Here is a 22,550-nt window from a genome sequence, read left to right as displayed (position 1 = left end):
AGCGCCCCTCCGGGCACACGCCTTGCGTCGGCACGGCCTCAGGGCCGCGACCCTCAAGGATCGGCTCGCCGCACGGCGACAGGTGGGCGCACGGGGGGCATAAAGATCGGCGCACCGTCGGGAGGGTGCGGGACCCTCGGACGGTGCGCCGTGCTGGCGGAAGTGGCCCTCTAGCGGCCACCCTGCTGCTCGTCGCGGCGGCGCTGCCACCGCTCCTCGATCCGGTCCATGACCTTGCCCCGCTTGGCCTGGTTGCGGCGGCTGAGCCGCCGGCCGGGTGCGCCGGGGGCACCGGGAACCCCGGCGGCGGGCGCCGCCTCGCCCGGCTTGCCCGCCTTGCGCCAACCGGTGACGGCCAGCACCGCACAGGCCAGCATGACCAGGAAGCCCACCACACTGATCCAGGGCTGCTTGGCGATCATGCCGCCCATGAGCAGCGCGATACCGACCAGGAAGCCCGCCACCGACTGGTAGACACGCCGCCTGGTGTACGTGCGCAGCCCACTTCCCTCAAGCGCCGACGCGAACTTGGGATCTTCGGCGTACAGCGCTCGCTCCATCTGCTCGAGCATGCGCTGCTCGTGCTCCGAGAGCGGCACGGAGTCCTCCTACTCGTCGGTCGCAGGGGGGCGACCGGTCCGACCCTTTCAGGATAGGCAGGGATTCGCCCCCATGAAACCCGCCCCACTACGCCAATCCGACGGGGGCTTCATTCCCCGTCCGCCGTTACGTCATGCCAGCATACGGTCAGCAATGGCGGTACGGGGGGCCTGTGACCGACTACTCCGGCCGGTGGCGGGGGCGGGTGAAGCGGAAGAGGTCCTTCCGGGGGTCGCGCGGGGTCCGTCAGCCGCGCTCGCCGAGGACGTGGAGCTGGGTGGCCACCGAGTGGAATCCGGGCTCCTCCGCCGCTGCCAGCTCCAGCCGCAGCAGCGCCTCCAGGGCGCCCGGCTCGGTGTCGACCAGGACGCCGGGGACGAGGTCGGCGAAGACCCTGATGCCGTGCACGGCGGCGGCCCGCAGGCCCGCGTCGGTGACCAGCCGGGTGAGCTGGTCCGCGGTGTAGCGGCGGGGCAGCGAATCGCCGTCGCCCCATCGGCCGTCCGGGTCACCGAGGGCGTGCTGGGCCTCCGCGAAGTGCCCGGCGAGGGCGCGGGCCAGTACGGCGCCGCCGCGGCCCGCCGCGAGCAGGCTGAGGGCGCCGGAGGGCCGGAGGGCTCCGACCACGTTGCGCACGGCCTCCGCCGGGTCGTCCACGTATTCCAGGACGCCGTGGCACAGCACCATGTCCCAGCTCGCGCGGGGCACGATGTCGGGCAGCCCGTGGGTGTCACCCTGGACGGCGCTGACCCGGTCGGTGACCCCGGCCTCGGCGGCTCGCCGCTCCAGTGCGAAGAGCGCGTCGGGGCTGGGGTCGACGACGGTGACGCGGTGGCCGAGCCGGGCGACGGGCACCGCGAAGTTGCCGGTGCCGCCGCCGGTGTCCAGGACGTCGAGTGCCGCCGTGTCCGCGGTCTTGGCCCGCCGTTCGAGAGCGTCCTTGAGGACCTCCCACACCACGGCGGTACGCAGACTGGCACGGGGGCGCATCGGGTCCACCCCTCCTTGACGGGACATGGCGCGCGGCTCCTCGCAGGGGCTGGTCACATCGGGCGGCTCCACTCTAGAGCCCCCGGCCGAGGTGGGGCCGCCGCGCGCGCGGCCGGGTGTCGTGGTCCAGGTGCTCGTGCGTGACCAGGACGACGGGGCCGCCGCGCGCGGCCGGGTGTCAGTTGGCGCGTCTGCGGGGTGGCTCCGCGGCCGCGGGGGCCGGGATCAGGGGCGGCTTGCCCGCGAGCGCGGGCTGGAGGAGCAGCATGCGCTCCACCAGGCGCAGGAACATGGTCGCGGCGCGCAGCAGGTCGTCGGCGTCGCGGGGGCCCGCGGCTCCGGCTATGCCGGCCTCGGCGCGGGCCCTGCGGGCCGCGCCCGCCTCGAACAGGGCGCTCCACTCCGCCAGTTCGGGCGCGACCTCGGGCAGCACCTCCCAGGCGGTGCGTATCCGCTGGCGGCGGCGCGGGGCGGGCTCGGGTCGGCCGCGTACCGCGAGCACCGCGGCGGCGGTGCGCAGGGCGGCGAGGTGGGCGGTGGCGTAGCGCTCGTTCGGAGTCTCCAGGACGGCGGCCTCTTCGAGGCCGAGGTGTGCCTGGGTGAGCAGGTCAAGGGCGGCGGGTGACGCGGTGGCGCGGCGCAGCACAGGATGGATGTCGCTTACGGGAGCTGCCATGGCGAGCCTCCTTTCTCCGTGCCACCCATAGTGGGGGCTACCACTGACAATCGGCCCTGACCTGGGGTAACGCCCGAAAACGGGACATTCGCGCGGTGGCCGGAATCCGCCGGGTGAACGTGCCCGGTGAACATGCCGCACGCCGGACAGGCAGAATCGGCACCATGACCACCGCACGACGCCAGGCCACTCGTCAGAAGCTGTACGAGGCCGCCGTCACCCTCATCGCCGAACAGGGCTTCTCCGCCACCACGGTCGACGAGATCGCCGAACGGGCCGGGGTCGCCAAGGGCACCGTCTACTACAACTTCGCCAGCAAGAACGACCTGTTCGAGGAGTTGCTGCGGCACGGCGTGGGTCTGCTGACCGTCTCGCTGCGCGAGGCCGCGCAGGACGCGGAGGCCAAGGGCGGCGGCAAGGTCGACGCGCTGGACGCGATGATCCACGCGGGGCTCGACTTCATCGTGCGCTACCCGTCCTTCACGCAGCTCTACGTGGCCGAGCTGTGGCGCACCAACCGCGCCTGGCAGGACACGCTGATGATCCTGCGTCAGGAGGCGGTGGCGGTGGTCGAGAAGGTGCTGGGCGAGGCCGTGGCGGCGGGTGAGCTGAACGACGAGATCGACGTACCGCTGACGGCGTCCGCGCTGTTCGGGATGGTGCTGGTCGCCGCGCTGGACTGGCAGGCGTTCCAGCCGGAGCGCGGTATCGACGAGGTGCACGCGGCGCTGTCCCGGCTGCTCCAGGGCAGGGTCGGCGGGTGTTCGGCGCGCCAGTGAGCGGTCCGCGGGTGCGCTGTTCTGGCAGGGTCCGGTCCCCCGCAGGTCCGTGCCAGAACAGCGCCTCCCCCGTGCGCCCCCCGTTCACGTACGGACCGGTGTACTTCCGCCGCCCCGTGTCGGCGGTTCTGGCACCGAAGCCCGTCCGCGGTCCCCACTCTTCCGGTTTCCCGGCCGACGCCCCATCCGCGAACGTACTCAACCGCGCGTCTAGGTACGGATACTCATGACCGCGCGATTTCACTCGGTGACAGTGGGCGCGGTTCGCTAGAGTCCCGCGCATGTCCGTACTTCCGCTGGTCTTCACCAGCGGCTGGGCGAGCGGGATCAACGCCTACGCCGTCGTGCTGCTGCTCGGTGTGATGGGCAGGGCGGGTATCACCGACGAGGTGCCGCTCTCGCTCCAGCGCACCGATGTGCTGCTGATCGCGGCTGCCCTGTTCCTCTGCGAGGCGGTGGCCGACAAGATCCCTTACGTGGACTCGGCGTGGGACGCCGTGCACACGGTGATCAGGCCGGTCGCGGGCGCGGTGGTGGCGGCGCTGCTGGCCGGGCAGTCGGGTTCGCTGTCGGAGCTGGCGGCGGGCGCGGTCGGCGGGTCCACGGCGCTGGCCAGCCATCTGGTGAAGGCGGGCACGAGGCTGGCGGTGAACACCTCGCCCGAGCCCGCGAGCAATATCGTGGTCAGCCTCGCCGAGGACCTGGGCGTCGCGAGCATCGTCACCTTCGCGCTCTTCCATCCGCTGCCCGCCGCGATCATCGCGGCGGTGCTGCTGGTGCTCGGCATGACCGTCGTGCTCCTGCTGCTGTCCCGGATCCGGCGCGCGCTGCGCCGCCGCAGGGAGCGCAGGGAGCGCAAGAACCGGAACGGCACCCCGGCGCCCACCTGAGAGCCTGTCGGGCGGCCTTCGATACAGTCCCTGCCATGGCACGGATTGCGGTGATCGGCGCGGGTATGGGCTCGCTGGCGGCGGCGGCCAGGCTCGCCATCGGCGGCCACCGGGTGGTGGTGCACGAGCGGTCGGCGACGTACGGCGGCGGTGTGGGCCGGGTCGAGAGGGACGGTTTCGCCTTCGACACCGGCCCCGGTCTCCTGCTGCTGCCCGCCGTGCAGCGCGATCTGTTCGTCAAGACCGGCCGGGAGTCGCTCGAACAGTCCGTCGGTCTGGCGCAGGCCGATCCGGCCGCCCGCCACGTCTTCGCCGACGGTACGGATCTGACGCTGCCCAACGCGTCGCGCTCCGGGGTCATGGAGGCGCTGGACGGCGCTCTGGGGGCCGGGAACGGCGAGCGGTGGAGCGAGGTCATGCTGCGCGCCCGGGAAGCCTGGGAGGCCACTCGCAGGCCCTTGTTGGAGGACGCGGTGTCCGGGGCGACCGCCGCGCTGCGCGAGGATCCGTATCCGGCGGCCGGGAAGCGCGGTCTGCTGCGGCGCGCGGCGCAGGCGCGGACCCTGTCCGCCGTCGCGGACGGCGAGTTGCGCGACCCCCGGCTGGCCGCGCTGCTGGAGAGCTATCCGCTCGACTACGGCCTCGACCCGCGCACCGCTCCCGCCTCCGCGACCGTACTGGCGTACGTGGAGCAGACCTTCGGCGTCTGGTACGTGCCCGGCGGGCTGCGGGCGCTGGCGGACGCGGTGTACGCGCGCTGTCTGGCGCGGAAGGTGGAGTTCCGGTTCGGCGCCGAGGTCACCGGGGTGCTGGAGAAGGACGGCCGGGCCGCCGGGGTGGAACTGGCCGACGGCGGTACGGCGGAGGCCGACTTCGTGGTGGCGGGCGCGCCGCTGCCCGCGCTCTACCGGGACCACGTGCTGCCCTGGGAGTCCGAGGACGAGTTGCCCGACTGGGGCCCGCGGCACCCGCGGGGCGTCCTCACCGTCCACCTGGCGCTGCGCGGCGCGCGCCCGGCCGACGCCGTGCACCGTACGGTCGTGCACGCCCCGGACCGCGAACGCGCGCTGACCTGGGCATTCGACTCCCCCGGCACCACGGACGCCGTCCCCACGGTGACGGTGCTGCGGCCCGACGACCCCGCGCTGCGCCCGGACGGGCACGAGGCGGTCACCGTGAGGGTGACCGTGCCGCCGCACGGCCGGGCCGGCCTGGACTGGACGGCTCCCGGCGCCGCCGACGCCGTCGCCGAGCGGGCGGTGGCCGCCGCGGAGGCGGCCGTACCCGGCCTGCGGGAGCGGGAGTTGTGGCGGATCGTGCGGACACCGGCGGACACGGAACGCGAGACCGGCGCACCGGGCGGCTCGGTCCCCGCCCCGGCGCTCGCGGGCGCGCACGGCTCACTGCTGCGCTCCCCCAACGCCGACGCGCTGCCCGGTCTCTACCGGGTCGGCGGCTGGGCCCACCCCGGCGGCGGACTGCCGCACGCGGGCATGTCGGGCGCGATCGTGGCCGACCTGATCATGGGCGGGCCCGGCGGCAGCCGGTGAACGGGCGTGCGCCGCGCGCTCGTTGACGGCTCGCTCGACGGATTCCCGTCCGCTGTCCGCCTCTTGCCGCCCCCGTTACCGCCGCGAAGATCCTTAAGCGGACCACCGCCCGGATTCAACCGATCGGACGGAAAAGCCCGGTGGGCGCTCCGGGGGCGCGCGGTGGCCGCCTAGCGTGAACGGCGGCCCGTGATCACCGAGCGGAAGGCCGTACGAAGCATGCCGCAGCCCTTCGAACTCCCGCAGTTCTACGTGCCGTATCCGGCGCGGCTCAACCCCCACCTGGAACGGGCCAGGGAGCACTCCAAGGCGTGGGCCCGCGAGATGGACATGATCGAGGGCTCAGGGATCTGGGACGAGGCGGACTACGACGCCCACGACTACGCGCTGCTGTGCGCGTACACCCATCCCGACGCGTCGGGTCCCGAACTGGACCTGGTCACCGACTGGTACGTGTGGGTGTTCTTCTTCGACGACCACTTCCTGGACATCTTCAAGCGCAGCCAGGACATGCAGGGCGCGAAGGCGTACCTGGACCGGCTGCCCGCCTTCATGCCGGTGGATCCCGGACAGCCGGTGCCGGAGCCGACCAACCAGGTCGAGGCGGGGCTCGCGGACCTGTGGGCGCGCACGGTGCCGACGATGTCGCAGGACTTCAGGGAGCGGTTCCACGAGAGCACGTACTACCTGCTGGAGGAGTCGCTCTGGGAGCTGTCCAACATCAACGCGGGCCGGGTCTCGAATCCGATCGAGTACATCGAGATGCGCCGCAAGGTGGGCGGCGCGCCCTGGTCGGCGAATCTGATCGAGCACGCGGCGGGCGCCGAGGTACCGGCGCGGATCGCCGGGAGCCGTGCGATGCGGGTGCTGCGCGACTGCTTCGCGGACAGCGTGCACCTGCGCAACGACCTGTTCTCGTACCAGCGCGAGATCGAGGACGAGGGCGAACTCTCCAACGCCGTCCTGGTCCTTGAGCGGTTCCTCGGTCTGACCGCCCAGCAGGCAGCGGACCGGGTGAACGACCTGCTGACCTCGCGGCTGCACCAGTTCGAGCACACCGCTCTCACCGAAGTGGAGCCGCTGTTCGGGCAGTTCGGCCTGACCCCGCAGGAACGTCTCGGCGTCTTCGCGTACGTCAAGGGACTCCAGGACTGGCAGTCGGGCGGCCACGAGTGGCACATGCGCTCCAGCCGGTACATGAACGGCGCGGACGGCAGTTCCCGCGCGGTGGGCGCGGGCGCCGGTATCGGCGGCGGCGCGATCGGCGGGCCGACGGGCCTGGGCACCTCGGCCGCGCAGATCCTGCACTCACTGGCCGCGACCTTGCCGCAGCGCGCCCGGTCCTTCTCGCACGCCCCGCACCAGCGCACCGACACGGTCCGGCGCGCCGAGATCCACATGCCGTTCGAGACCACGCTCAGCCCGCACTTGGACACCGCCCGGCGGCACAACATGGAGTGGGGCCGGGCGATGGGCATCCTCGGCGCGGAGCCCGGCTTCCCCGTCCCCGGCGGGCTGTGGAACGAACGCAAGCTCGCCGACTACGACTTCGCGCTGTGCGCGGCGGGCATCCACCCGGCGGCCTCGCCGGAGGAGCTGAACCTCACCACGGACTGGCTGACCTGGGGCACCTACGGCGACGACTACTACCCGCTGGTCTTCGGCCGGTCCCCCGACACCGGAGCGGCCCGGCTGGCCACCGAGCGGTTCAAGCTGTTCATGCCGCTGGGCGACGAGCCCGCGCCCACGCCGGTGAGCGCGCTGGAGCGGGGTCTGGCGGACCTGTGGCGGCGCACCGCGGGCCCGATGTCCCCCGACGCGCGGGGCAAATTCCGCTTCGCCGTCGAGGACATGTGCGAGAGCTGGCTGTGGGAGCTGGCCAACCAGAAGCAGAACCGGGTGCCGGACCCGGTCGACTACATCGAGATGCGCCGCAAGACCTTCGGCTCCGACCTGACGATGAGCCTGTCGCGGATCGGCCACGGTGACGCGCTGCCGGACGCCGTCTACCGCTCGCGGCCCGTGCAGTCCATGGAGGTGGCCGCCGCCGACTTCGCCTGCCTGCTCAACGACGTGTTCTCGTACCGCAAGGAGATCGAGTTCGAGGGGGAGATCCACAACGCGGTGCTCGTCGTGCAGAATTTCCTGGACTGCTCGCCGCAGGAGGCGATGGACGTGGTCGGGGATCTGATGGCCGCGCGGATGCAGGAGTTCCAGCACATCACCGAGAACCAACTGCCCACGCTCTTCGAGGAGTTCGCACTCGACGACGCGGCGCGCGAGGTGCTGCTCGGCTACGCGCAGGAGCTGCGCGACTGGCTGGCGGGCATCCTCACCTGGCACGAGGGCTGCCACCGGTACGAGGAGGAGACGCTGCGGCGGGACTTCCCGCACGTGGCCGCCGTGCTGCCCGCCCAGACCTGGGCCGCGCCCAACGGCCTGGGCACGGCGGCGGCCCGGCTGCCGTCACTGCTGCACGCGGCCCGCGCCCAGGCCGGGTAGCGGGGCGGTCGGCGGGGCGAACTCTCAGTAGCGGTAGGGGTCGTACGGGTCGGCGTACTGCGGCTGCTGCTCCTGCTGGGGCGGTTGCTGCTGCTCGTACGGCGACTGGTACTGCTGCTGGGGGATGTACGGCTGCGTCTGCGGGTCGGGCTGCTGCTGGTACGGGTAGCCGTACGGGTCGCTGCCCAGCGGCTGTTGCTCCTGCTCCTGCTGACCGCCGTAGGTCTCGTACCGCGGCTGGGGCTGCGGATACGGGTACGGGTAGGGCTCGCCGCCGCCGGCCGGGGTGTCGTAGCCGTAGGGGGCGGGGGCGGGCTCCTGGTAGGCGCCCGGGTCGTAGCCGTATTCGTGGCCGCCCCAGCCGGACTGGTCGGAGCCGTCACCGGCGTAGGAGGCCGCCGCGGGCTGGGGTTCGCCGCCCCAGCCCGCATAGCCCTGCGCGCCGTACCCCTCGTAGCCGCCGCTGGTGTACGGGTCGGGGGTGTACGTCGACTGGCCGTCGTAGACCGGGTATTCGCCGCTGTCCTCGTGCATCGGGACCGGCTGGTAGATCTGGCCGGAGTCCAACGGCCGCCCGCCGCCGAACAGATCGGGCTCGTCCGCGTCGAGTTCGTCGCGCGGACCCGGCTGCCGGGCGGCGGCGAATTCCTCCGGGTACTCCTCCTCGACCGGGCTGACCTCCAGCACCGGCTCGGTCACCCCGCCCTTCCTGCGGCGGCGGCTGGAGCCGGGACGCCCGCCGAGCGCCCAGCCGGTGGAGAAGCCGCGCTTGTAGGAGAGCGTCACGAAGGACTGGCCCGCGCCGAAGGCGAGCGCGCCGAGCACGATGATGATCACATTGCGCTGGGACACACCGACGACCACGCCCAGGAACCCGGCGAAGGCCAGTACGCGATAGCGCAGCCGCGCCTTGTACTGGAGCAGTACCTCACCGAGCAGCCACAGCGCGACGATTCCGAAGGCGACGTACAGCACCGAGTAGCCCATGCGCCCACTTCCTTAACTGGACCGAGCCGACTGTACCGAGCCGGTCACGTCCGCTGGTGCAGACCGAGGTTCTCGTAGATCTCCAGCGACGCTGTCGAGTGGTTAAGAGTAATGAAGTGCAGCCCCGGAATGTCCTCCGCCATCAGACGGCGGCACATCTCGGTGGTGAACTCGATGCCGATCGCCCGGACCGCGACCGGGTCGTCCTGCACCGCGAGGATGCGTTCGGCCAGGTCGGAGGGGAAGGGGGCGTTGCCGAGCTGGGCGAAACGCTCGATCTGCCGGACGTTGGTGACCGGCATGACCTCGGGAATGATCGGGGTGCTGCACCCCGCCGCGTCGACCCGGTCGCGCAGCCGCAGGTAGTCCTCCGCGTCGAAGAACATCTGCGTGATGGCGAAGTCGGCGCCCGCGCGGCACTTGTCCAGGAAGTGCCGGGTGTCCTCGGCCGGGTCGGTGGAGCGCGGGTGCATCTCGGTGAACGCGGCCACGCCGACGCAGAAGTCGCCGGACTCCTTGATCAGCCGGACCAGTTCCGCCGCGTACGTCAGGCCCTCCGGGTGCGGCACCCACTCCGCGAGCGGGTCGCCCGGCGGGTCCCCGCGCACAGCCAGGATGTTGCGGATTCCGGCGTCCGCGTACTGACCGATGATGTTGCGCAGCTCGGCCACCGAGTGGTTCACGGCCGTGAGGTGCGCGCACGGGGTCAGCGTGGTGTCCGACACGATCCGGTCCGTGGCCCGCACCGTGCCCTCCCGCGAGGAGCCGCCCGCGCCGTAGGTCACCGACACGAACGTGGGGCCGACCGCCTCGATCCTGCGGATCGCGTTCCACAGCGTCCGCTCGCCCTTCTCCGTCCTCGGCGCGGCGAATTCGAACGAGTACGAGCGCTCGCCCCGCGCCAGGAGCTCACGGATCGTGATCGCCCGGTCTGTTCGCGTGGAAGGTGTCCCCAAAGCCATGCCTTGAAGGCTAGCCCCGGCTGGCCACCGTCCGTAACCGGACGGGGCGATATGACCTCGTACGTCCATTTCCTGGCCACCGGCGGTCCACGGATTGGACACCGGGTGGGCTTGGCACCCATGCCCGCGCCTTCCCCGGGGCTCGCCCCCCCGGTCAGGCCCCGCTGAAGCCACCTTCCCCTCCCGCGGGTCCCCGCTTTCCCGGGGCGCGACCCCGAGCGGTTCCTCTGCCAGGGCGGCACGCCGGGTTTTCCGGGGCGGTACGCCGGGTTTTTAGGGGCGCGGGGAACTGCGCGCTCGGCCACGGCGGTGGCGCGCCTTTGGAAACCGGCCCCAGCGGGGCAGACGCTGTTGTTTCCGGGCTGACAGCCCGGTGGGGGCTGGTCGCGCAGTTCCCCGCGCCCCTCAAAAGATCGGCCAGCCGCCCTGGCAGAAAGACCGCCTCGGGGCCCGCCCCGAAAAGATCGGCCAGCCGCCCTGGCAGAAAGACCGCCTCGGGGCCGCGCCCCGAAAGGATCGGCTTGCCGCCTGCGGGAGAGGACCGTCCAGGGGCCGGGCCCCGGGAATGCTCACCGCCTAGGTGTCAGGCGAGGGCGGCGCGGAGGGCGGAGGCCGCGCCGGCGGGATCGGCGGCCTCGGTGAGGGCGCGGACGACGACGACGCGGCGCGCACCGGCGGCGCGGACCTGGGAGATGTTGTCGAGGGAGATGCCGCCGATGGCGAACCAGGGCCGGTCGGTCGTGAGCCCGGCGGCGTGCCGGACCAGGTCGAGCCCCGGGGCGGGACGCCCCGGCTTGGTGGGCGTGGGCCAGACGGGCCCGGTGCAGAAGTAGTCGGCGCCGGGCTCCACGGCGGCGGCGTCCACCTCGGAAGCGGCATGGCAGGACCGCCCGATCAGCACCTCGTCGCCGAGGATGGCGCGCGCGGCCGGGACCGGCAGGTCCCCCTGGCCGAGGTGCAGGACGTCGGCCCGGGCCGCGTGCGCCACGTCGGCGCGGTCGTTGACCGCGAGGAGCTTGCCGTGCCTGCGGCAGACCTCGGCGAGGACGGCGAGGGCCGCCAGTTCGGCCCCCGCCTCGATGCCCTTGTGCCGGAGCTGGATGACGTCCACCCCGCCGCTCAGTACCGCGTCCGCGAACTCGGCGAGGTCGCCGCGCTCGGTCCTGGCGTCGGTGCACAGATAGAGCCGGGCGGCGGCGAGCCGGTCACGGGCGGTGCCCACGGCGGTGGCGGCGGCGGTGGTCGTCATGCGGGCGGTTCCCCCTGAGGCGTACGGGTTACACGGCGAGCGCCTGCGCTCGGCGCTTCACCTCGGTCCCGCGATTCTCGCGCAGTGCCTGGGCGGGGGTGCCGGGGAGGCTCGGGTCGGGCGTGAAGAGCCATTCCAGCGCCTCATCGTCCGAGAACCCGTCGTCCTTGAGCACGGTGAGCGTGCCGGACAGGCCCTTGGTGATGGCGCCTTCGCCGACGAAGTCCGCGGGCACCATGAGCACCTTGTTCTCACCGCGGCGGACCGCGATGAGCTGGCCCTCCTTGATGAGGGGGCGAATCCGGGTGATGTCGAGTCCGAGCCGCTCCGCGACCTCGGGCAGCGTGAGCCACGAGGGGACGAGAGCGTCAATGTGTGCGTCAACCGACGAGAAAACAGTCACAGGACAAGGGTGCCACCCGCCGCCGACAACCGCTGCGGCACTGCGCCGTTAGCGGGACGCCCCGCTCAGCGCAGGGCCGCCGACTTGAGCTGCACCGCCGGGTCGGCGGCGAGCGCCGGGTCCAGCACCGCCGCGCGGGCGACCAGCTTGCGGGCCTGTGCCAGGTCCCGCGGCCGGTCCACGGCCAGCAGCGCGGCCAGGGCGCCGCCGCGCAGCCAGCACACCGACCAGGACGGGCTGGCCGGGTCGCCGCGCAGCAGCATCGTGTCGGCGCCCGTGTGGTGCCCTGCGTACTGCACGAAGCGGCCGAACTGCTCGGACCAGAAGTACGGCACCGGGTCGTACGCCTCGTCGCCGCCGAGGACGTTGGCGGCGGCGGTCCGCGGGCCCTGCACGGCGTTGTCCCAGTGGTGGATGAGCAGCCGCTCGCCGTAGCGCGCGGACGGGAACGACGCGCAGTCGCCGACCGCGTACACGTCGGACGCGGTGGTGCGCAGCCGGTCGTCGGCGAGTACCGCGCCGTCCGGGCCGAGGCCGACGCCGGAACCGGCCAGCCAGCCGGTGGCGGGCCTGGCGCCGATGCCGACCACGACGGCCGCGGCGGGCAGCCGGGTGCCGTCGGCGAGCACCACGGCGCCGGGTTCGACCTCGGCGACGGGGGTGCCGGTGAGCAGCCGTACCCCGGCGTCGGCGTACCAGGCCCGCATGTGGCCGGTGATGGTGGCGGGCAGCGCGCCGGACAGCGGCCGGTCCGCGGCCTCCACGACGGTCACCTCGCAGCCCGCCTGCCGCGCCGCGGTGGCGAATTCGGCGCCGATCCAGCCCGCGCCGACCACCACGACGTCCTTGTGGGCGTCCAGCACCGGGCGCAGCGCCGCCGCGTCGTCCAGGGTGCGCAGCAGGTGGACGCCGGGCAGGCCCGCCGTGCCGGGCAGTGCCACGGGGTAGGCGCCGGTCGCGACGACGAGACGGCCGTAGCGCAGGCCGCCCTTGTCGGTGACGACCTCGTGGTCGGCTGGCCGCAGCCCCTGCGCCCGTACGCCCAGGCGCAGATCCACGTCCAGGGCGTCGAAGTCGACGTCGAAGCGGACGTCGGTGTCCTCGCCCGCCGTGCCGAGCAGGACCGCCTTCGACAGCGGCGGGCGGTCGTACGGAGGGTGCGGCTCGTCGCCGACCAGCACGATGCCGTCCCGCCAGCCCTGCTCGCGCAGGCAGACCGCCGTCTGCACCCCGGCCATCCCGGCCCCGACAATCACGACGTCGTTCACATGATTCACGGTAGTCGGTACGGGCCGCCGACGACGCCGGGCCACCCCCGGGCGGCGGGCGGGGATATGGTGTCGGGGCCAGAGAACACGCGGGAGCCCGGACGCACCGGGCTGAGAGGGCGGCTGGACGGCCGCCGACCGTACGAACCTGATCCGGGTCATTCCGGCGAAGGGAGGGCGGTATTCGATGGGTACACCTGAACCGGCGGCGCCGAGCGGACCGGCGGCTCCGACGGCCGGTCCGCGGAGTTCCCGCGCGGCGGCGTCGTACGACGTCCTGGTGGTGGGCGGCGGCATCATCGGGCTGGTCACCGCCTGGCGGGCGGCGCAGCGCGGCCTGCGGACCGCCGTGGCCGACCCGGACCCCGGCGGCGGCGCGGCGCGGGTGGCGGCGGGCATGCTGGCCGCGGTCACCGAATCGCAGTACGGCGAGCAGACGCTGCTGGACCTCAATCTGGCGTCGGCGCGCCGATACCCGGATTTCGTGGCCGAGTTGACCGAGGTGACCGGCCTCGACGTCGGCTTCCGCGCCTGCGGCACCCTGACCGTCGCGCTGGACGCCGACGACCGCGCGCACCTGCGCGATCTGCACGCCTTCCAGACCTCGCTGGGCCTGCCCTCGGAGTGGCTGAGCGGCCGGGACTGCCGCCGCCTCGAACCGCTGCTCGCCCCCGGTGTCCGCGGCGGACTGCGGGTGGACGGCGACCACCAGGTCGACCCGCGCCGTCTCGCCACGGCGCTGCTGCGGGCCGCGGAGCTGGCCGGTGTGGTCCTGCACCGCTCGGCGGTGGCCCGCGTCGAGATCTCGGGCGGCCGGGCCGTCGGCGCGCTGCTCGACGACGGTACGGCGGTCACGGCCGGTCGTACGGTGCTGGCCGCGGGCAGCGACAGCGGCCGGATCGCGGGCGTGCCCGAGGCCGCGCTGCCGCCGGTACGGCCGGTGAAGGGGCAGATCCTGCGGCTGCGCATCCCGCCGGGCCACGCGCCGTTCCTGTCCCGTACGGTCCGGGCGGTGGTACGCGGCAGCCACGTGTACCTGGTGCCGCGCGAGAACGGGGAGCTGGTACTCGGCGCGACCAGCGAGGAGTTGGGCTGGGACACCACGGTGACCGCGGGCGGGGTCTACGAACTCCTCCGGGACGCCCACGAGTTGGTGCCCGGCATCACCGAACTGCCGCTCACCGAGACCCTGGCGGGCCTGCGGCCGGGGTCCCCGGACAACGCTCCACTCCTCGGCCGCGGCGCGCTGGACGGCCTGCTGCTGGCCACCGGCCACCACCGCAACGGCGTGCTGCTCACCCCGATCACCGGCGACATCATGGCGGAGGCGCTGGTCACGGGCGAACTGCCCGCGTACGCGCGGCCGTTCGCCGCCTCCCGCTTCGCGGCCGTCCCGGTGCCCGTCTTCCCGGTATCCGGACCCCCGGCCGCCGCCGCCCGTGAGGAGCAGACCGTATGACGATCACGGTCCTGGTGAACGGCGAGCGCCGCTCCCTGCCCGCGCCCCTCGCCCTCGACGCCCTGGTGGCCGACCTCACCCCGGCCGCCTCCGGCGTGGCCGCCGCCCTCAACGAGACGGTCGTCCCGCGCACCCGGTGGGCGGCGACGCCGCTGTCCGACGGTGACCGCGTGGAAATCCTCACCGCCGTGCAGGGGGGCTGAGGGATGACGACTTCCGCTGTCGACGTCAGCGACCCGTTGCGGATCGGGGACGCCGTCTTCTCCTCGCGGCTGATCATGGGGACCGGCGGGGCGCCGAGCCTGGAGGTGCTGGAGCAGGCGCTGCTCGCGTCCGGTACGGAGCTGACCACGGTCGCCATGCGGCGGCTCGACCCCACGACGAAGGGGTCGGTGCTGTCGGTGCTGCGGCGGCACGGCATCCGTGTGCTGCCCAACACCGCCGGGTGCTTCACGGCCGGTGAGGCCGTGCTGACCGCGCGGCTGGCGCGTGAGGCCCTCGGCAGCGACTGGGTGAAGCTGGAAGTCATCGCGGACGAGCGGACGTTGCTGCCCGATCCGGTCGAACTCCTCGACGCCGCCGAGACATTGGTGGACGACGGCTTCACGGTGCTGCCGTACACCAGCGACGATCCGGTGCTGGCGCGGAAGCTGGAGGACGTGGGGTGCGCGGCGATCATGCCGCTCGGGTCGCCGATCGGGTCGGGGCTCGGAATCCGCAACCCGCACAATTTTCAGCTCATCACCGAGCGGGCCGGTGTTCCCGTCGTCCTCGACGCCGGGGCGGGGACGGCGTCCGACGCCGCGCTCGCCATGGAACTCGGGTGCGCCGCCGTCATGCTGGCCTCGGCCGTCACGCGGGCGCGGCAGCCGGTTCTCATGGCCGAGGGCATGCGTCACGCCGTTTCGGCCGGGCGCCTGGCCTTTCGTGCCGGGCGTATCCCCCGCCGCCACTTCGCCCTCCCCTCCTCCCCGCCCGAAGGTCTCCCCTCCCTCGACCCCGAACGCCCCGCCTTCTAGGTCCAGGGCCCCGCGTCCACCGCGCACAGGACGTGCCCACCGCGACCCTTGAAGGATCGGGCCGCCGCCCTCCGTGAAGGGCCGTACAGGGGCGGAGCCCCGGGGAAGGGCGCCGACCCGGGCAGGGGGACGGGAGGTCACGGAAGCGTTGCGGCACGCAACAGGTGGGGTACAGACCGGGCGCGCAGCGCCGTTCGGGGCATTCCGGCCTCGTAGAATCGGCGATCGTGGACACGACCGTGCAGGACCCGCTCGTCGGGCAGACGCTCGACCGCCGTTACCGGGTCGAGGCGCGCATCGCTGTCGGGGGGATGGCCACGGTGTACAGGGCCGTGGACACCCGCCTCGACCGGGTGCTCGCGCTCAAGGTGATGCACCCGGCCCTGGCGACCGACACCGGCTTCGTCGAGCGCTTCATCCGCGAGGCCAAAGCCGTGGCGAAGCTGGCGCACCCGAATGTCGTCGGGATGTTCGACCAGGGCGCCGACGGCACCTACGTGTATCTGGCCATGGAGTACGTGGCCGGCTGCACGCTGCGCGACGTGGTGCGCGAGCGCGGGGCGCTCCAGCCGCGGGCGGCGCTGGACATCATGGAGCCGGTGCTGGCGGCGCTCGGCGCCGCGCACCGCGCGGGCCTGGTCCACCGCGACATGAAGCCGGAGAATGTGCTGATCGGGGACGACGGCCGCGTGAAGGTCGCCGACTTCGGCCTGGTCAGGGCGGTGGACACTCAGACCAGCGCGTCGACCGGCTCGCTGCTGGGCACCGTCTCGTACCTCGCCCCCGAGCAGATCGGGCACGGCGTGGTCGACCAGCGCACGGATGTGTACGCGTGCGGGGTCGTGCTGTACGAGACGCTGACCGGCCGCAAGCCGTACGACGGGACGACGCCCGCGCAGGTGATGTTCCAGCACCTCAACGAGGACGTGCCCGCCCCGTCCTCGGTCGTCGCCGGTCTGGCACCCGCGCTGGACGCCCTGGTGGCGCGGGCCGCCTGCCGTGACCCGCGGGGCAGGCCCGCGGACGCCGTGGACCTGCTGGCCGAGGTGCGCGACGTGCGGGCGGCGCTGACCCCGGCGCAGCTGGACCGCGAGCCCGCGGACACCGTCGGCGAGATGAGCGGCGCCGGGTCCGAGGACCCGACCAGCGTCGTCCACCGCTATCCGTCGGCGGCCTTCGCGTCGGAGCCGATGCCCGCGTCCGCGCCGCCGGTACCGGCGGCGGCCGACAGCGGCGAGCTGAACCGTACGAGCAGGCTGCTGCTGCCGCCCCCGCCGCCCGAGGAGCCGCCCGCGGGTCCGCGGCAGCCGCGGCGGCGGGGCCGCGGGGACGGTGCGCCGCGGCGGCGCGGGCCGCTGGCGGTGGTGCTGGCGCTGCTGGTGCTGCTCGGGGTCGGCGCGGGCGTCTGGTACATCAGCGACGGGCAGTTCACGAAGGTGCCCGCGGTGCTGGCGCTGTCGCAGGCCGACGCGGAGAAGAAGCTGGACGCGGCGGGGCTGCGCGCGAAGGTGACGCGGGACTTCTCGATCACGGTGCCGCGCGGCAAGGTGATCTCGACGGATCCGGGTCCCGGCAAGCGCGTCCGGGACAACGGCACGGTGACGCTGAAGGTCTCCAAGGGCCCGCAGCAGGTCCAGGTGCCCGACGTCCGGGGCAAGCCGCTGGAGACCGCGCGCAAGGAGCTGAAGGACGCGGGTCTGACGCCCGGCACGGTGGCCCGGGAGTTCAGCGAGGACGTGCCCCGCGGTCAGGTCGTCTCCACCGACCCCGCCGGCGGCATCCGCCGGGCGCCCGACACCCCGGTGGCGATCAAGGTGTCGCGCGGGGCTCCGGTCGACGTGCCGGACGTGATCGGCGACTCGGTCACCGACGCGCAGCAGCAGCTCGAGGACGCGGGTCTGAAGGTCGTCCTGGCGCCGGACAAGGTGTTCTCCGACGTCGCGGACAAGGACAAGGTCGCGCTGGCGTCCCCGGAGGTGGGGACGCAGGTCGGCACCGGCGACACGGTGACGATCACCGTGTCCAAGGGCCAGCAGCAGTTCGACGTGCCGGGCGTGACGGGCAAGAAGAAGGACGAGGCCAAGCAGATCCTCCAGGACGCGGGCTTCGACGTCCGGGTGATCACCGTGTTCTTCGGCGACACCGTCTTCAGCCAGTCCCCCGACGGCGGCGGGCAGGCGCCCAAGGGCGCGACGATCACCATCTGGGTGCGCTGATGCGCGTGGTGACGGACGCGCCGACGGGTGCGGCGGGCTGATGCGGTCGCGCAATCCGGTGGGCAGCCATGTGCCGGTGGCCGGCGGGCTGGCCACCGTGGGGCTGGGGTACGCGGAGCGGATCGGCGCGGAGACCGTCCAGGTCTTCGCGGCCAATCCGCGCGGCTGGGCGACTCCGCCCGGCAGCCCTGTCCAGGACGAGGAGTTCCGGACGCGCTGCGCGGAGCTGGACCTGCCCGCGTACGTGCACGCGCCCTATCTGATCAACTTCGGCTCGCACACCGAGGCGACGGTGGACCGCTCGGTGGAGTCGCTGCGGCACTCGCTGCGCCGGGCGCGGGCGATCGGCGCGCTGGGCGTGGTGGTGCACACCGGCTCGGCGACCGGCGGCAGGACCCGCGAGGTGGCGCTGGCGCAGGTGCGCGAGCGGGTACGGCCGCTGCTGGACGAGCTGACGCACGACGACGACCCGTGGCTGCTGCTGGAACCGACGGCGGGGCAGGGCTCCTCGCTGTGCTCGCTGGTCGCGGACCTGGGCCCGTACATGGCGGCGCTCGACCGGCATCCCCGGCTCGGGGTGTGCCTGGACACCTGTCACGCCTTCGCGGCGGGGCACGACATGGCGGCGCCCGGCGGGATGACGGCGATGCTGGACGAGCTGGCGGCGACGGCGGGCGAGGGGCGGCTGCGGCTGGTGCACGCCAACGGCAGCAAGGACGTGTGCGGGGCGCGCAAGGACCGGCACGCGAACATCGACGCGGGCCATCTGGGCGCGGAGCCGTTCCGTGAGCTGCTGCGGCACCCGGCGACGGAGGGCGTGCCGCTGGTCATCGAGACGCCGGGCGGGCCCGAGGGGCACGCGTCGGACGTGAAGCTGCTGAAGGAGCTGCGCGGATAGGGGCTGTTCCCGGCCCCTCAGGAATACCCCCAGGGGGTATGTGGTTGTGCTGACCGCAAGGCACCGCACGCACTTCCTGAGGACGGGGACATCCCATGGCGTACGAGCACACGGCCCACGACCACGCGGCGCACGATCAGGCAGCTCATGGCCAGGCAACTCACGACCACACCGCCCACGACCACGCGGCGCACGCGCACCACGGCGGCAGCGGCGGCGGGGCGGGCTGGCGGACGGCCGCCCAGGCGACCCTGCACTGCCTCACCGGCTGCGCCATCGGCGAGGTCCTCGGCATGCTGATCGGCACGGCGCTCGGCTGGGACAACGTGCGGACGATGCTGCTGGCGATCGTGCTCGCCTTCGTCTTCGGCTACTCGCTCACCATGCGCGGCGTGCTGCGCGCGGGCCTGGACCCGCGCTCGGCGCTGCGGGTGGCGCTCGCCGCCGACACCGTGTCGATCATCTTCATGGAGCTGGCCGACAACGGCACGATCCTGGTCTTCCCCGGCGCCATGGACGCGACCTTGGCCGACGCCCTGTTCTGGGTGAGCCTGGCCCTCTCCTTCGTGGTGGCCTTCGCCGTCACGACCCCGGTCAACAAGTGGCTGATCGGGCGGGGCAATGGCCACGCGGTGGTGCACCAGTACCACCACTGAGCCGCTACAGCTCGGGCCCGTCGCCCGGCTCCTCCTGGTACGAGTAGCGCTGCTCGTTCCAGGGGTCACCGAGGTTGTGATAGCCGCGCTCCTCCCAGAAGCCGCGGCGGTCCGCCGTCATGTACTCCACCCCGCGGACCCATTTGGGGCCCTTCCAGGCGTAGAGGCCGGGGACGACGAGGCGGACCGGAAATCCGTGTTCCGCGGTGAGGGGTTCGCCGCCCTTATGGGTCGCGAATATCGACTTGTCGTCGATGAAGTCCTCGATCCGCAGATTCGAGCTGAATCCGTATTCGGCCCACACCATCACATGCGTGACGTCGTCGGCGGGCGGTGCCAGTTTCAGCACGGTATCGGTGGAAACCCCGCCCCATTCGATGCCGAGCATCGAGAACTTCGTGACGCAGTGGAAGTCGGCGACGACCGTGGCATACGGCAGCGCGGAGAACTCCTCGTGGTTCCAGCAGGTCTTGTCGTTGTCGGCGGTCGCGCCGAAGACCCGGAACTCCCAGCGGTCCGCCGTGAAACGGGGTACGGGGCCGTAGTGCGTGACCGGCCAGCCCCGCTGGATCCGCTGCCCCGGAGGAAGCTCCCCCGTCTGGCGTTCGGACTGACCCATGTCTCCATGGTGACAGACGGGGCGTGATGCTTCCGACCGGGCGGGGTCTTTCCGGGCAAGCCGGGCCCCGGAACGTAAGCCTGCACTTACTGGATCAGATGCCTGAGCAGTGCGAAGATGCGCGGAACCTGACAGCCCGATCGGAAGGACGGCGTTGCCATGCAGGGCGACCCCGAGGTCATCGAGTTCCTCAACGAACAGTTGACCGCTGAGCTGACCGCGATCAACCAGTACTTCCTGCACGCGAAGATGCAGGAGAACTTCGGCTGGACGAAGCTCGCGAAGTACACCCGGTCGGAGTCGTTCGACGAGATGAAGCACGCGGAGATCCTGACCGACAGGATTCTCTTCCTCGACGGGCTGCCGAACTACCAGCGGCTCTTCCATGTCCGGGTGGGCCAGACGGTCACCGAGATGTTCCAGGCCGACCGCCAGGTCGAGGTCGAGGCGATCGACCGCCTGCGGCGCGGCATCGAGGTCATGCGCGCCAAGGGCGACATCACCTCGGCGAACATCTTCGAGTCGATCCTGGAGGACGAGGAGCACCACATCGACTACCTCGACACCCAGCTCGAACTGGTCGAGAAGCTGGGCGAGCCGCTGTACATCGCGCAGCTCATCGAGCAGCCGGAATCCTGACGGACGGTCCCGCCGGCCGGTGCCCCGCGGTCCCGTAGCCGCGCTTCGCGGCCCCGGTCAGGCCGCCTGCGCGGCGGCGGGCGGCTCGTTGGCGCCGGGCACGGCGATCCGCTCGGCGCGGGCCGCCGCCGGGACGTCCGGCTCGACCCGTGCCGCGGCCGGCTGCTCCGCGCCGCGGGCGTCCGCGAGCATCGCCGCGAGGCGCTGGGTGCGGGTGGTGGCCGGGGCGGCGCCGCGGCCGAGGAGGCCCTGGATGCGCTTGACGCAGGAGCCGCAGTCGGTGCCCGCCTTGCAGGCGGAGGCGATCTGGCGCGGGGTGCAGCGGCCGTCGTCGGCGTGCTGCTTGACCTGCTGCTCGGTGATGCCGAAGCAGGAGCAGACGTACACGCGGTCACCGCCGATCAGGGCCCAGGAGTGCCTCAGGAGCTGAGGTTACCCTTACCTTACCCGGCGCCCCTGGTCAGGAAAAGCGCCGAGGGGCGCGGATCGGTGTGATCCGCGCCCCTCTGGACGAAACGGCCGGTGGGGCCGCCGCGCGCTACTGCCCGCGGTACATCTCGGCCACGAGGAAGGCCAGGTCCAGCGACTGGCTGCGGTTGAGCCGCGGGTCGCAGGCCGTCTCGTACCGCTGGTGCAGGTCGTCGACGAAGATCTCGTCGCCGCCGCCGACGCACTCGGTGACGTCGTCACCGGTCAGCTCGACGTGGATGCCGCCCGGGTGCGTACCGAGGGCGTGGTGCACCTCGAAGAAGCCCTTGACCTCGTCGAGCACGTCGTCGAAGCGCCGGGTCTTGTGGCCGGAGGCCGCCTCGAAGGTGTTGCCGTGCATCGGGTCGGAGACCCAGGCGACCTGCGCGCCGGACGCGGTGACCTTCTCCACCAGCGTCGGCAGCTTGTCGCGCACCTTGTCGGCGCCCATCCGCACGATGAAGGTCAGCCGCCCCGGCTCGCGCTCCGGGTCGAGGCGCTCGATGTAGGAGAGCGCCTCCTCCGGGCTGGTGCCGGGACCGAGCTTGATGCCGATCGGGTTGCTGATCCGGGACGCGAACTCGATGTGCGCCCCGTCGAGCTGCCGGGTCCGCTCGCCGATCCACACCATGTGGCCCGACACGTCGTACAGCCGGCCGGTCCGCGAGTCGGTACGGGTCAGCGCGGTCTCGTAGTCGAGCAGCAGCGCCTCGTGGGAGGCGTAGAACTCGACCGTGCGGAACTCGGCCGGGTCGGTGCCGCAGGCGGCCATGAAATTCAGCGCGTTGTCGATCTCGCGGGCCAGCGCCTCGTAACGCTGCCCGGACGGCGAGGACTTGACGAAGTCCTGGTTCCACGCGTGCACCTGGCGCAGGTCGGCGTAACCGCCGGTGGTGAAGGCGCGCACCAGGTTCAGCGTGGACGCGGACGCGTGGTACATCCGCTTGAGCCGCTCGGGGTCCGGGATGCGGGCCTCGGGGGTGAAGTCGAAGCCGTTGACCGAGTCGCCGCGGTAGGTCGGCAGGGTCACGCCGTCGCGGGTCTCGGTCGGCTTGGAGCGCGGCTTGCTGTACTGCCCGGCGATCCTGCCGACCTTGACCACCGGCACGGACGCCGCGTAGGTGAGCACCGCTCCCATCTGGAGCAGCGTCTTGAGCTTGTTGCGGATCTGGTCCGCGCCGACGGCGTCGAACGCCTCCGCGCAGTCACCGCCCTGGAGCAGGAACGCCTCACCCTTGGCCACAGCCGCCAGGCGACTGCGCAACTGGTCGCACTCCCCCGCGAAGACGAGCGGCGGATACGAGGCGAGGTCGGCGATCACATCGCGCAGAGCCTCGGAGTCGGGCCACTCAGGCTGCTGCGCCGCGGGAAGAGAATGCCAGGTGTTGTCACCGGCGTGGATATCTGCGTTCACGGTCACGGGCCCAACATTACGGGGTCGTGTCACGTGCTTATGGCCCCGCTCAGGAAGTGAGACGGACCCGGTGGCCACCATCGGTCGAAAACGGAGGCGAAAGGTCCGGCGGGCGACACGGACCCGGTCCACTCCTGCCCCTTCCGTGACTGCTAATGTCTGGCCGCCTAGGCCCGTCGGGCTGATTGCACGAGCGGTCCAGCAGCCGAAGGGGCCGTTCGCGATCCGCCGGACCGGCCCCAGGGCCGGTGACCGCCAAACCCCGCGGTCATCAAGGGGAGGGCGCGCGACTCGCGTGCCGGAATA

22 protein-coding genes and 1 riboswitch are annotated in these 22,550 nt (G+C 72.5%); of the genes, 11 read left to right on the top strand and 11 right to left on the bottom strand.

The window, feature by feature from the left end; genetic code table 11:
- Positions 1-170: 170 nt before the first annotated feature.
- The 3 genes from ACIQCJ_RS35265 to ACIQCJ_RS35255 form a co-directional block, all read right to left on the bottom strand.
- Positions 171-599, bottom strand: a complete 429-nt coding sequence (locus ACIQCJ_RS35265) for a DUF3040 domain-containing protein (RefSeq protein WP_355334142.1) — start codon at positions 597-599, stop codon at positions 171-173.
- Between the two features lie 247 nt (positions 600-846).
- A complete protein-coding gene (locus tag ACIQCJ_RS35260) occupies positions 847-1,617 on the bottom strand; it encodes a methyltransferase domain-containing protein (protein WP_391043951.1) in 771 nt (256 codons plus the stop codon).
- A gap of 151 nt (positions 1,618-1,768) precedes the next feature.
- Positions 1,769-2,266, bottom strand: a complete 498-nt coding sequence (locus tag ACIQCJ_RS35255; RefSeq protein WP_355334148.1) for an SAV_6107 family HEPN domain-containing protein — start codon at positions 2,264-2,266, stop codon at positions 1,769-1,771.
- Positions 2,267-2,430: 164 nt separating this feature from the next.
- Here ACIQCJ_RS35255 and ACIQCJ_RS35250 point away from each other — a divergent pair, with 164 nt between their 5' ends.
- The 4 genes from ACIQCJ_RS35250 to ACIQCJ_RS35235 all read left to right on the top strand — a co-directional run bounded on the left by ACIQCJ_RS35250 (position 2,431) and on the right by ACIQCJ_RS35235 (position 7,987).
- Positions 2,431-3,045, top strand: a complete 615-nt coding sequence (locus ACIQCJ_RS35250) for a TetR/AcrR family transcriptional regulator (protein ID WP_402713923.1) — start codon at positions 2,431-2,433, stop codon at positions 3,043-3,045.
- A gap of 281 nt (positions 3,046-3,326) precedes the next feature.
- Positions 3,327-3,935: a DUF4126 domain-containing protein gene (locus ACIQCJ_RS35245; protein ID WP_355334153.1), complete on the top strand. Its 609-nt coding sequence runs from the start codon at positions 3,327-3,329 to the stop codon at positions 3,933-3,935.
- 35 nt (positions 3,936-3,970) lie between these two features.
- Positions 3,971-5,485: a phytoene desaturase family protein gene (locus ACIQCJ_RS35240; protein WP_402713921.1), complete on the top strand. Its 1,515-nt coding sequence runs from the start codon at positions 3,971-3,973 to the stop codon at positions 5,483-5,485.
- A gap of 219 nt (positions 5,486-5,704) precedes the next feature.
- Positions 5,705-7,987: a germacradienol/geosmin synthase gene (locus tag ACIQCJ_RS35235; protein WP_402713920.1), complete on the top strand. Its 2,283-nt coding sequence runs from the start codon at positions 5,705-5,707 to the stop codon at positions 7,985-7,987.
- Between the two features lie 24 nt (positions 7,988-8,011).
- Here the strand turns inward: ACIQCJ_RS35235 and ACIQCJ_RS35230 are convergent, their stop codons facing one another.
- The 5 genes from ACIQCJ_RS35230 to ACIQCJ_RS35210 all read right to left on the bottom strand — a co-directional run bounded on the left by ACIQCJ_RS35230 (position 8,012) and on the right by ACIQCJ_RS35210 (position 12,826).
- Complete coding sequence (locus tag ACIQCJ_RS35230; RefSeq protein WP_402713918.1) at positions 8,012-8,974, bottom strand: hypothetical protein; 963 nt, start codon at positions 8,972-8,974, stop codon at positions 8,012-8,014.
- A 44-nt stretch (positions 8,975-9,018) separates the two neighbouring features.
- Complete coding sequence (gene metF / locus ACIQCJ_RS35225) at positions 9,019-9,936, bottom strand: methylenetetrahydrofolate reductase [NAD(P)H] (protein WP_355334163.1); 918 nt, start codon at positions 9,934-9,936, stop codon at positions 9,019-9,021.
- A 583-nt stretch (positions 9,937-10,519) separates the two neighbouring features.
- Complete coding sequence (gene thiE / locus ACIQCJ_RS35220; protein ID WP_402713915.1) at positions 10,520-11,185, bottom strand: thiamine phosphate synthase; 666 nt, start codon at positions 11,183-11,185, stop codon at positions 10,520-10,522.
- Between the two features lie 28 nt (positions 11,186-11,213).
- Entirely contained in the window at positions 11,214-11,588 is a 375-nt protein-coding gene (locus ACIQCJ_RS35215; protein ID WP_355334168.1) for an Rv2175c family DNA-binding protein, read from the bottom strand.
- Positions 11,589-11,653: 65 nt separating this feature from the next.
- Positions 11,654-12,826 carry an NAD(P)/FAD-dependent oxidoreductase gene (locus ACIQCJ_RS35210; RefSeq protein WP_402713953.1) on the bottom strand — a complete coding sequence of 391 codons (1,173 nt, stop codon included), beginning with the start codon at positions 12,824-12,826 and terminating at the stop codon, positions 11,654-11,656.
- Positions 12,827-12,935: 109 nt separating this feature from the next.
- Positions 12,936-13,048: riboswitch (TPP riboswitch) on the top strand.
- Here ACIQCJ_RS35210 and thiO point away from each other — a divergent pair.
- From thiO to ACIQCJ_RS35180, 6 genes are all read left to right on the top strand, one after another.
- Positions 13,044-14,315 carry a glycine oxidase ThiO gene (gene thiO / locus ACIQCJ_RS35205; RefSeq protein WP_402713913.1) on the top strand — a complete coding sequence of 424 codons (1,272 nt, stop codon included), beginning with the start codon at positions 13,044-13,046 and terminating at the stop codon, positions 14,313-14,315. It overlaps the preceding riboswitch by 5 nt.
- Entirely contained in the window at positions 14,312-14,518 is a 207-nt protein-coding gene (gene thiS, locus ACIQCJ_RS35200) for a sulfur carrier protein ThiS (protein ID WP_188284340.1), read from the top strand. Before thiO ends, thiS begins: the two co-directional genes overlap by 4 nt.
- A 3-nt stretch (positions 14,519-14,521) precedes the next feature.
- Positions 14,522-15,334 (top strand): thiazole synthase, encoded by an 813-nt coding sequence (locus tag ACIQCJ_RS35195; RefSeq protein ID WP_402713910.1) that lies wholly within the window; start codon positions 14,522-14,524, stop codon positions 15,332-15,334.
- A gap of 227 nt (positions 15,335-15,561) precedes the next feature.
- Complete coding sequence (gene pknB / locus ACIQCJ_RS35190; RefSeq protein WP_402713908.1) at positions 15,562-17,550, top strand: Stk1 family PASTA domain-containing Ser/Thr kinase; 1,989 nt, start codon at positions 15,562-15,564, stop codon at positions 17,548-17,550.
- A gap of 40 nt (positions 17,551-17,590) precedes the next feature.
- Positions 17,591-18,448, top strand: coding sequence for a deoxyribonuclease IV (locus ACIQCJ_RS35185; protein WP_402713906.1), 858 nt, complete (start codon positions 17,591-17,593; stop codon positions 18,446-18,448).
- Positions 18,449-18,543: 95 nt separating this feature from the next.
- On the top strand, positions 18,544-19,104 hold the full coding sequence (locus ACIQCJ_RS35180; protein ID WP_402713904.1) for a DUF4396 domain-containing protein: 561 nt from the start codon (positions 18,544-18,546) through the stop codon (positions 19,102-19,104).
- A gap of 4 nt (positions 19,105-19,108) precedes the next feature.
- On the opposite strand, the gene ACIQCJ_RS35175 is transcribed toward ACIQCJ_RS35180, so the two are convergent.
- Positions 19,109-19,723, bottom strand: a complete 615-nt coding sequence (locus ACIQCJ_RS35175; RefSeq protein WP_355334188.1) for a sulfite oxidase-like oxidoreductase — start codon at positions 19,721-19,723, stop codon at positions 19,109-19,111.
- Between the two features lie 159 nt (positions 19,724-19,882).
- Between ACIQCJ_RS35175 and bfr the strand changes: the two genes are divergently transcribed.
- A complete protein-coding gene (gene bfr / locus ACIQCJ_RS35170; protein ID WP_188284346.1) occupies positions 19,883-20,362 on the top strand; it encodes a bacterioferritin in 480 nt (159 codons plus the stop codon).
- A gap of 57 nt (positions 20,363-20,419) precedes the next feature.
- Here the strand turns inward: bfr and ACIQCJ_RS35165 are convergent, their stop codons facing one another.
- Positions 20,420-20,749 (bottom strand): (2Fe-2S)-binding protein, encoded by a 330-nt coding sequence (locus ACIQCJ_RS35165; RefSeq protein ID WP_391159792.1) that lies wholly within the window; start codon positions 20,747-20,749, stop codon positions 20,420-20,422.
- Between the two features lie 151 nt (positions 20,750-20,900).
- Positions 20,901-22,250, bottom strand: coding sequence for a class II 3-deoxy-7-phosphoheptulonate synthase (locus ACIQCJ_RS35160; RefSeq protein WP_355334194.1), 1,350 nt, complete (start codon positions 22,248-22,250; stop codon positions 20,901-20,903).
- Positions 22,251-22,550 lie beyond the last annotated feature (300 nt).

The organism is Streptomyces sp. NPDC093221, assembly GCF_044753885.1.
Lineage (GTDB): Bacteria > Actinomycetota > Actinomycetes > Streptomycetales > Streptomycetaceae > Actinacidiphila.
Note: the sequence above shows the minus strand (reverse complement) of the source record. Positions and strands in the feature narration are given on the sequence as shown.

Bases quoted from the DNA above. Each gene is read 5' to 3' on its own strand.
- ACIQCJ_RS35260 (WP_391043951.1), bottom strand. From the start codon at position 1,617: ATGTCCCGTCAAGGAGGGGTGGACCCGATGCGCCCCCGTGCCAGTCTG.
- ACIQCJ_RS35255 (WP_355334148.1), bottom strand. From the start codon at position 2,266: ATGGCAGCTCCCGTAAGCGACATCCATCCTGTGCTGCGCCGCGCCACC.
- ACIQCJ_RS35250 (WP_402713923.1), top strand. From the start codon at position 2,431: ATGACCACCGCACGACGCCAGGCCACTCGTCAGAAGCTGTACGAGGCC.
- ACIQCJ_RS35245 (WP_355334153.1), top strand. From the start codon at position 3,327: ATGTCCGTACTTCCGCTGGTCTTCACCAGCGGCTGGGCGAGCGGGATC.
- ACIQCJ_RS35240 (WP_402713921.1), top strand. From the start codon at position 3,971: ATGGCACGGATTGCGGTGATCGGCGCGGGTATGGGCTCGCTGGCGGCG.
- ACIQCJ_RS35235 (WP_402713920.1), top strand. From the start codon at position 5,705: ATGCCGCAGCCCTTCGAACTCCCGCAGTTCTACGTGCCGTATCCGGCG.
- ACIQCJ_RS35230 (WP_402713918.1), bottom strand. From the start codon at position 8,974: ATGGGCTACTCGGTGCTGTACGTCGCCTTCGGAATCGTCGCGCTGTGG.
- metF (WP_355334163.1), bottom strand. From the start codon at position 9,936: ATGGCTTTGGGGACACCTTCCACGCGAACAGACCGGGCGATCACGATC.
- thiE (WP_402713915.1), bottom strand. From the start codon at position 11,185: ATGACGACCACCGCCGCCGCCACCGCCGTGGGCACCGCCCGTGACCGG.
- ACIQCJ_RS35210 (WP_402713953.1), bottom strand. From the start codon at position 12,826: ATGGCCGGGGTGCAGACGGCGGTCTGCCTGCGCGAGCAGGGCTGGCGG.
- thiO (WP_402713913.1), top strand. From the start codon at position 13,044: ATGGGTACACCTGAACCGGCGGCGCCGAGCGGACCGGCGGCTCCGACG.
- thiS (WP_188284340.1), top strand. From the start codon at position 14,312: ATGACGATCACGGTCCTGGTGAACGGCGAGCGCCGCTCCCTGCCCGCG.
- ACIQCJ_RS35195 (WP_402713910.1), top strand. From the start codon at position 14,522: ATGACGACTTCCGCTGTCGACGTCAGCGACCCGTTGCGGATCGGGGAC.
- ACIQCJ_RS35185 (WP_402713906.1), top strand. From the start codon at position 17,591: ATGCGGTCGCGCAATCCGGTGGGCAGCCATGTGCCGGTGGCCGGCGGG.
- ACIQCJ_RS35180 (WP_402713904.1), top strand. From the start codon at position 18,544: ATGGCGTACGAGCACACGGCCCACGACCACGCGGCGCACGATCAGGCA.
- ACIQCJ_RS35175 (WP_355334188.1), bottom strand. From the start codon at position 19,723: ATGGGTCAGTCCGAACGCCAGACGGGGGAGCTTCCTCCGGGGCAGCGG.
- bfr (WP_188284346.1), top strand. From the start codon at position 19,883: ATGCAGGGCGACCCCGAGGTCATCGAGTTCCTCAACGAACAGTTGACC.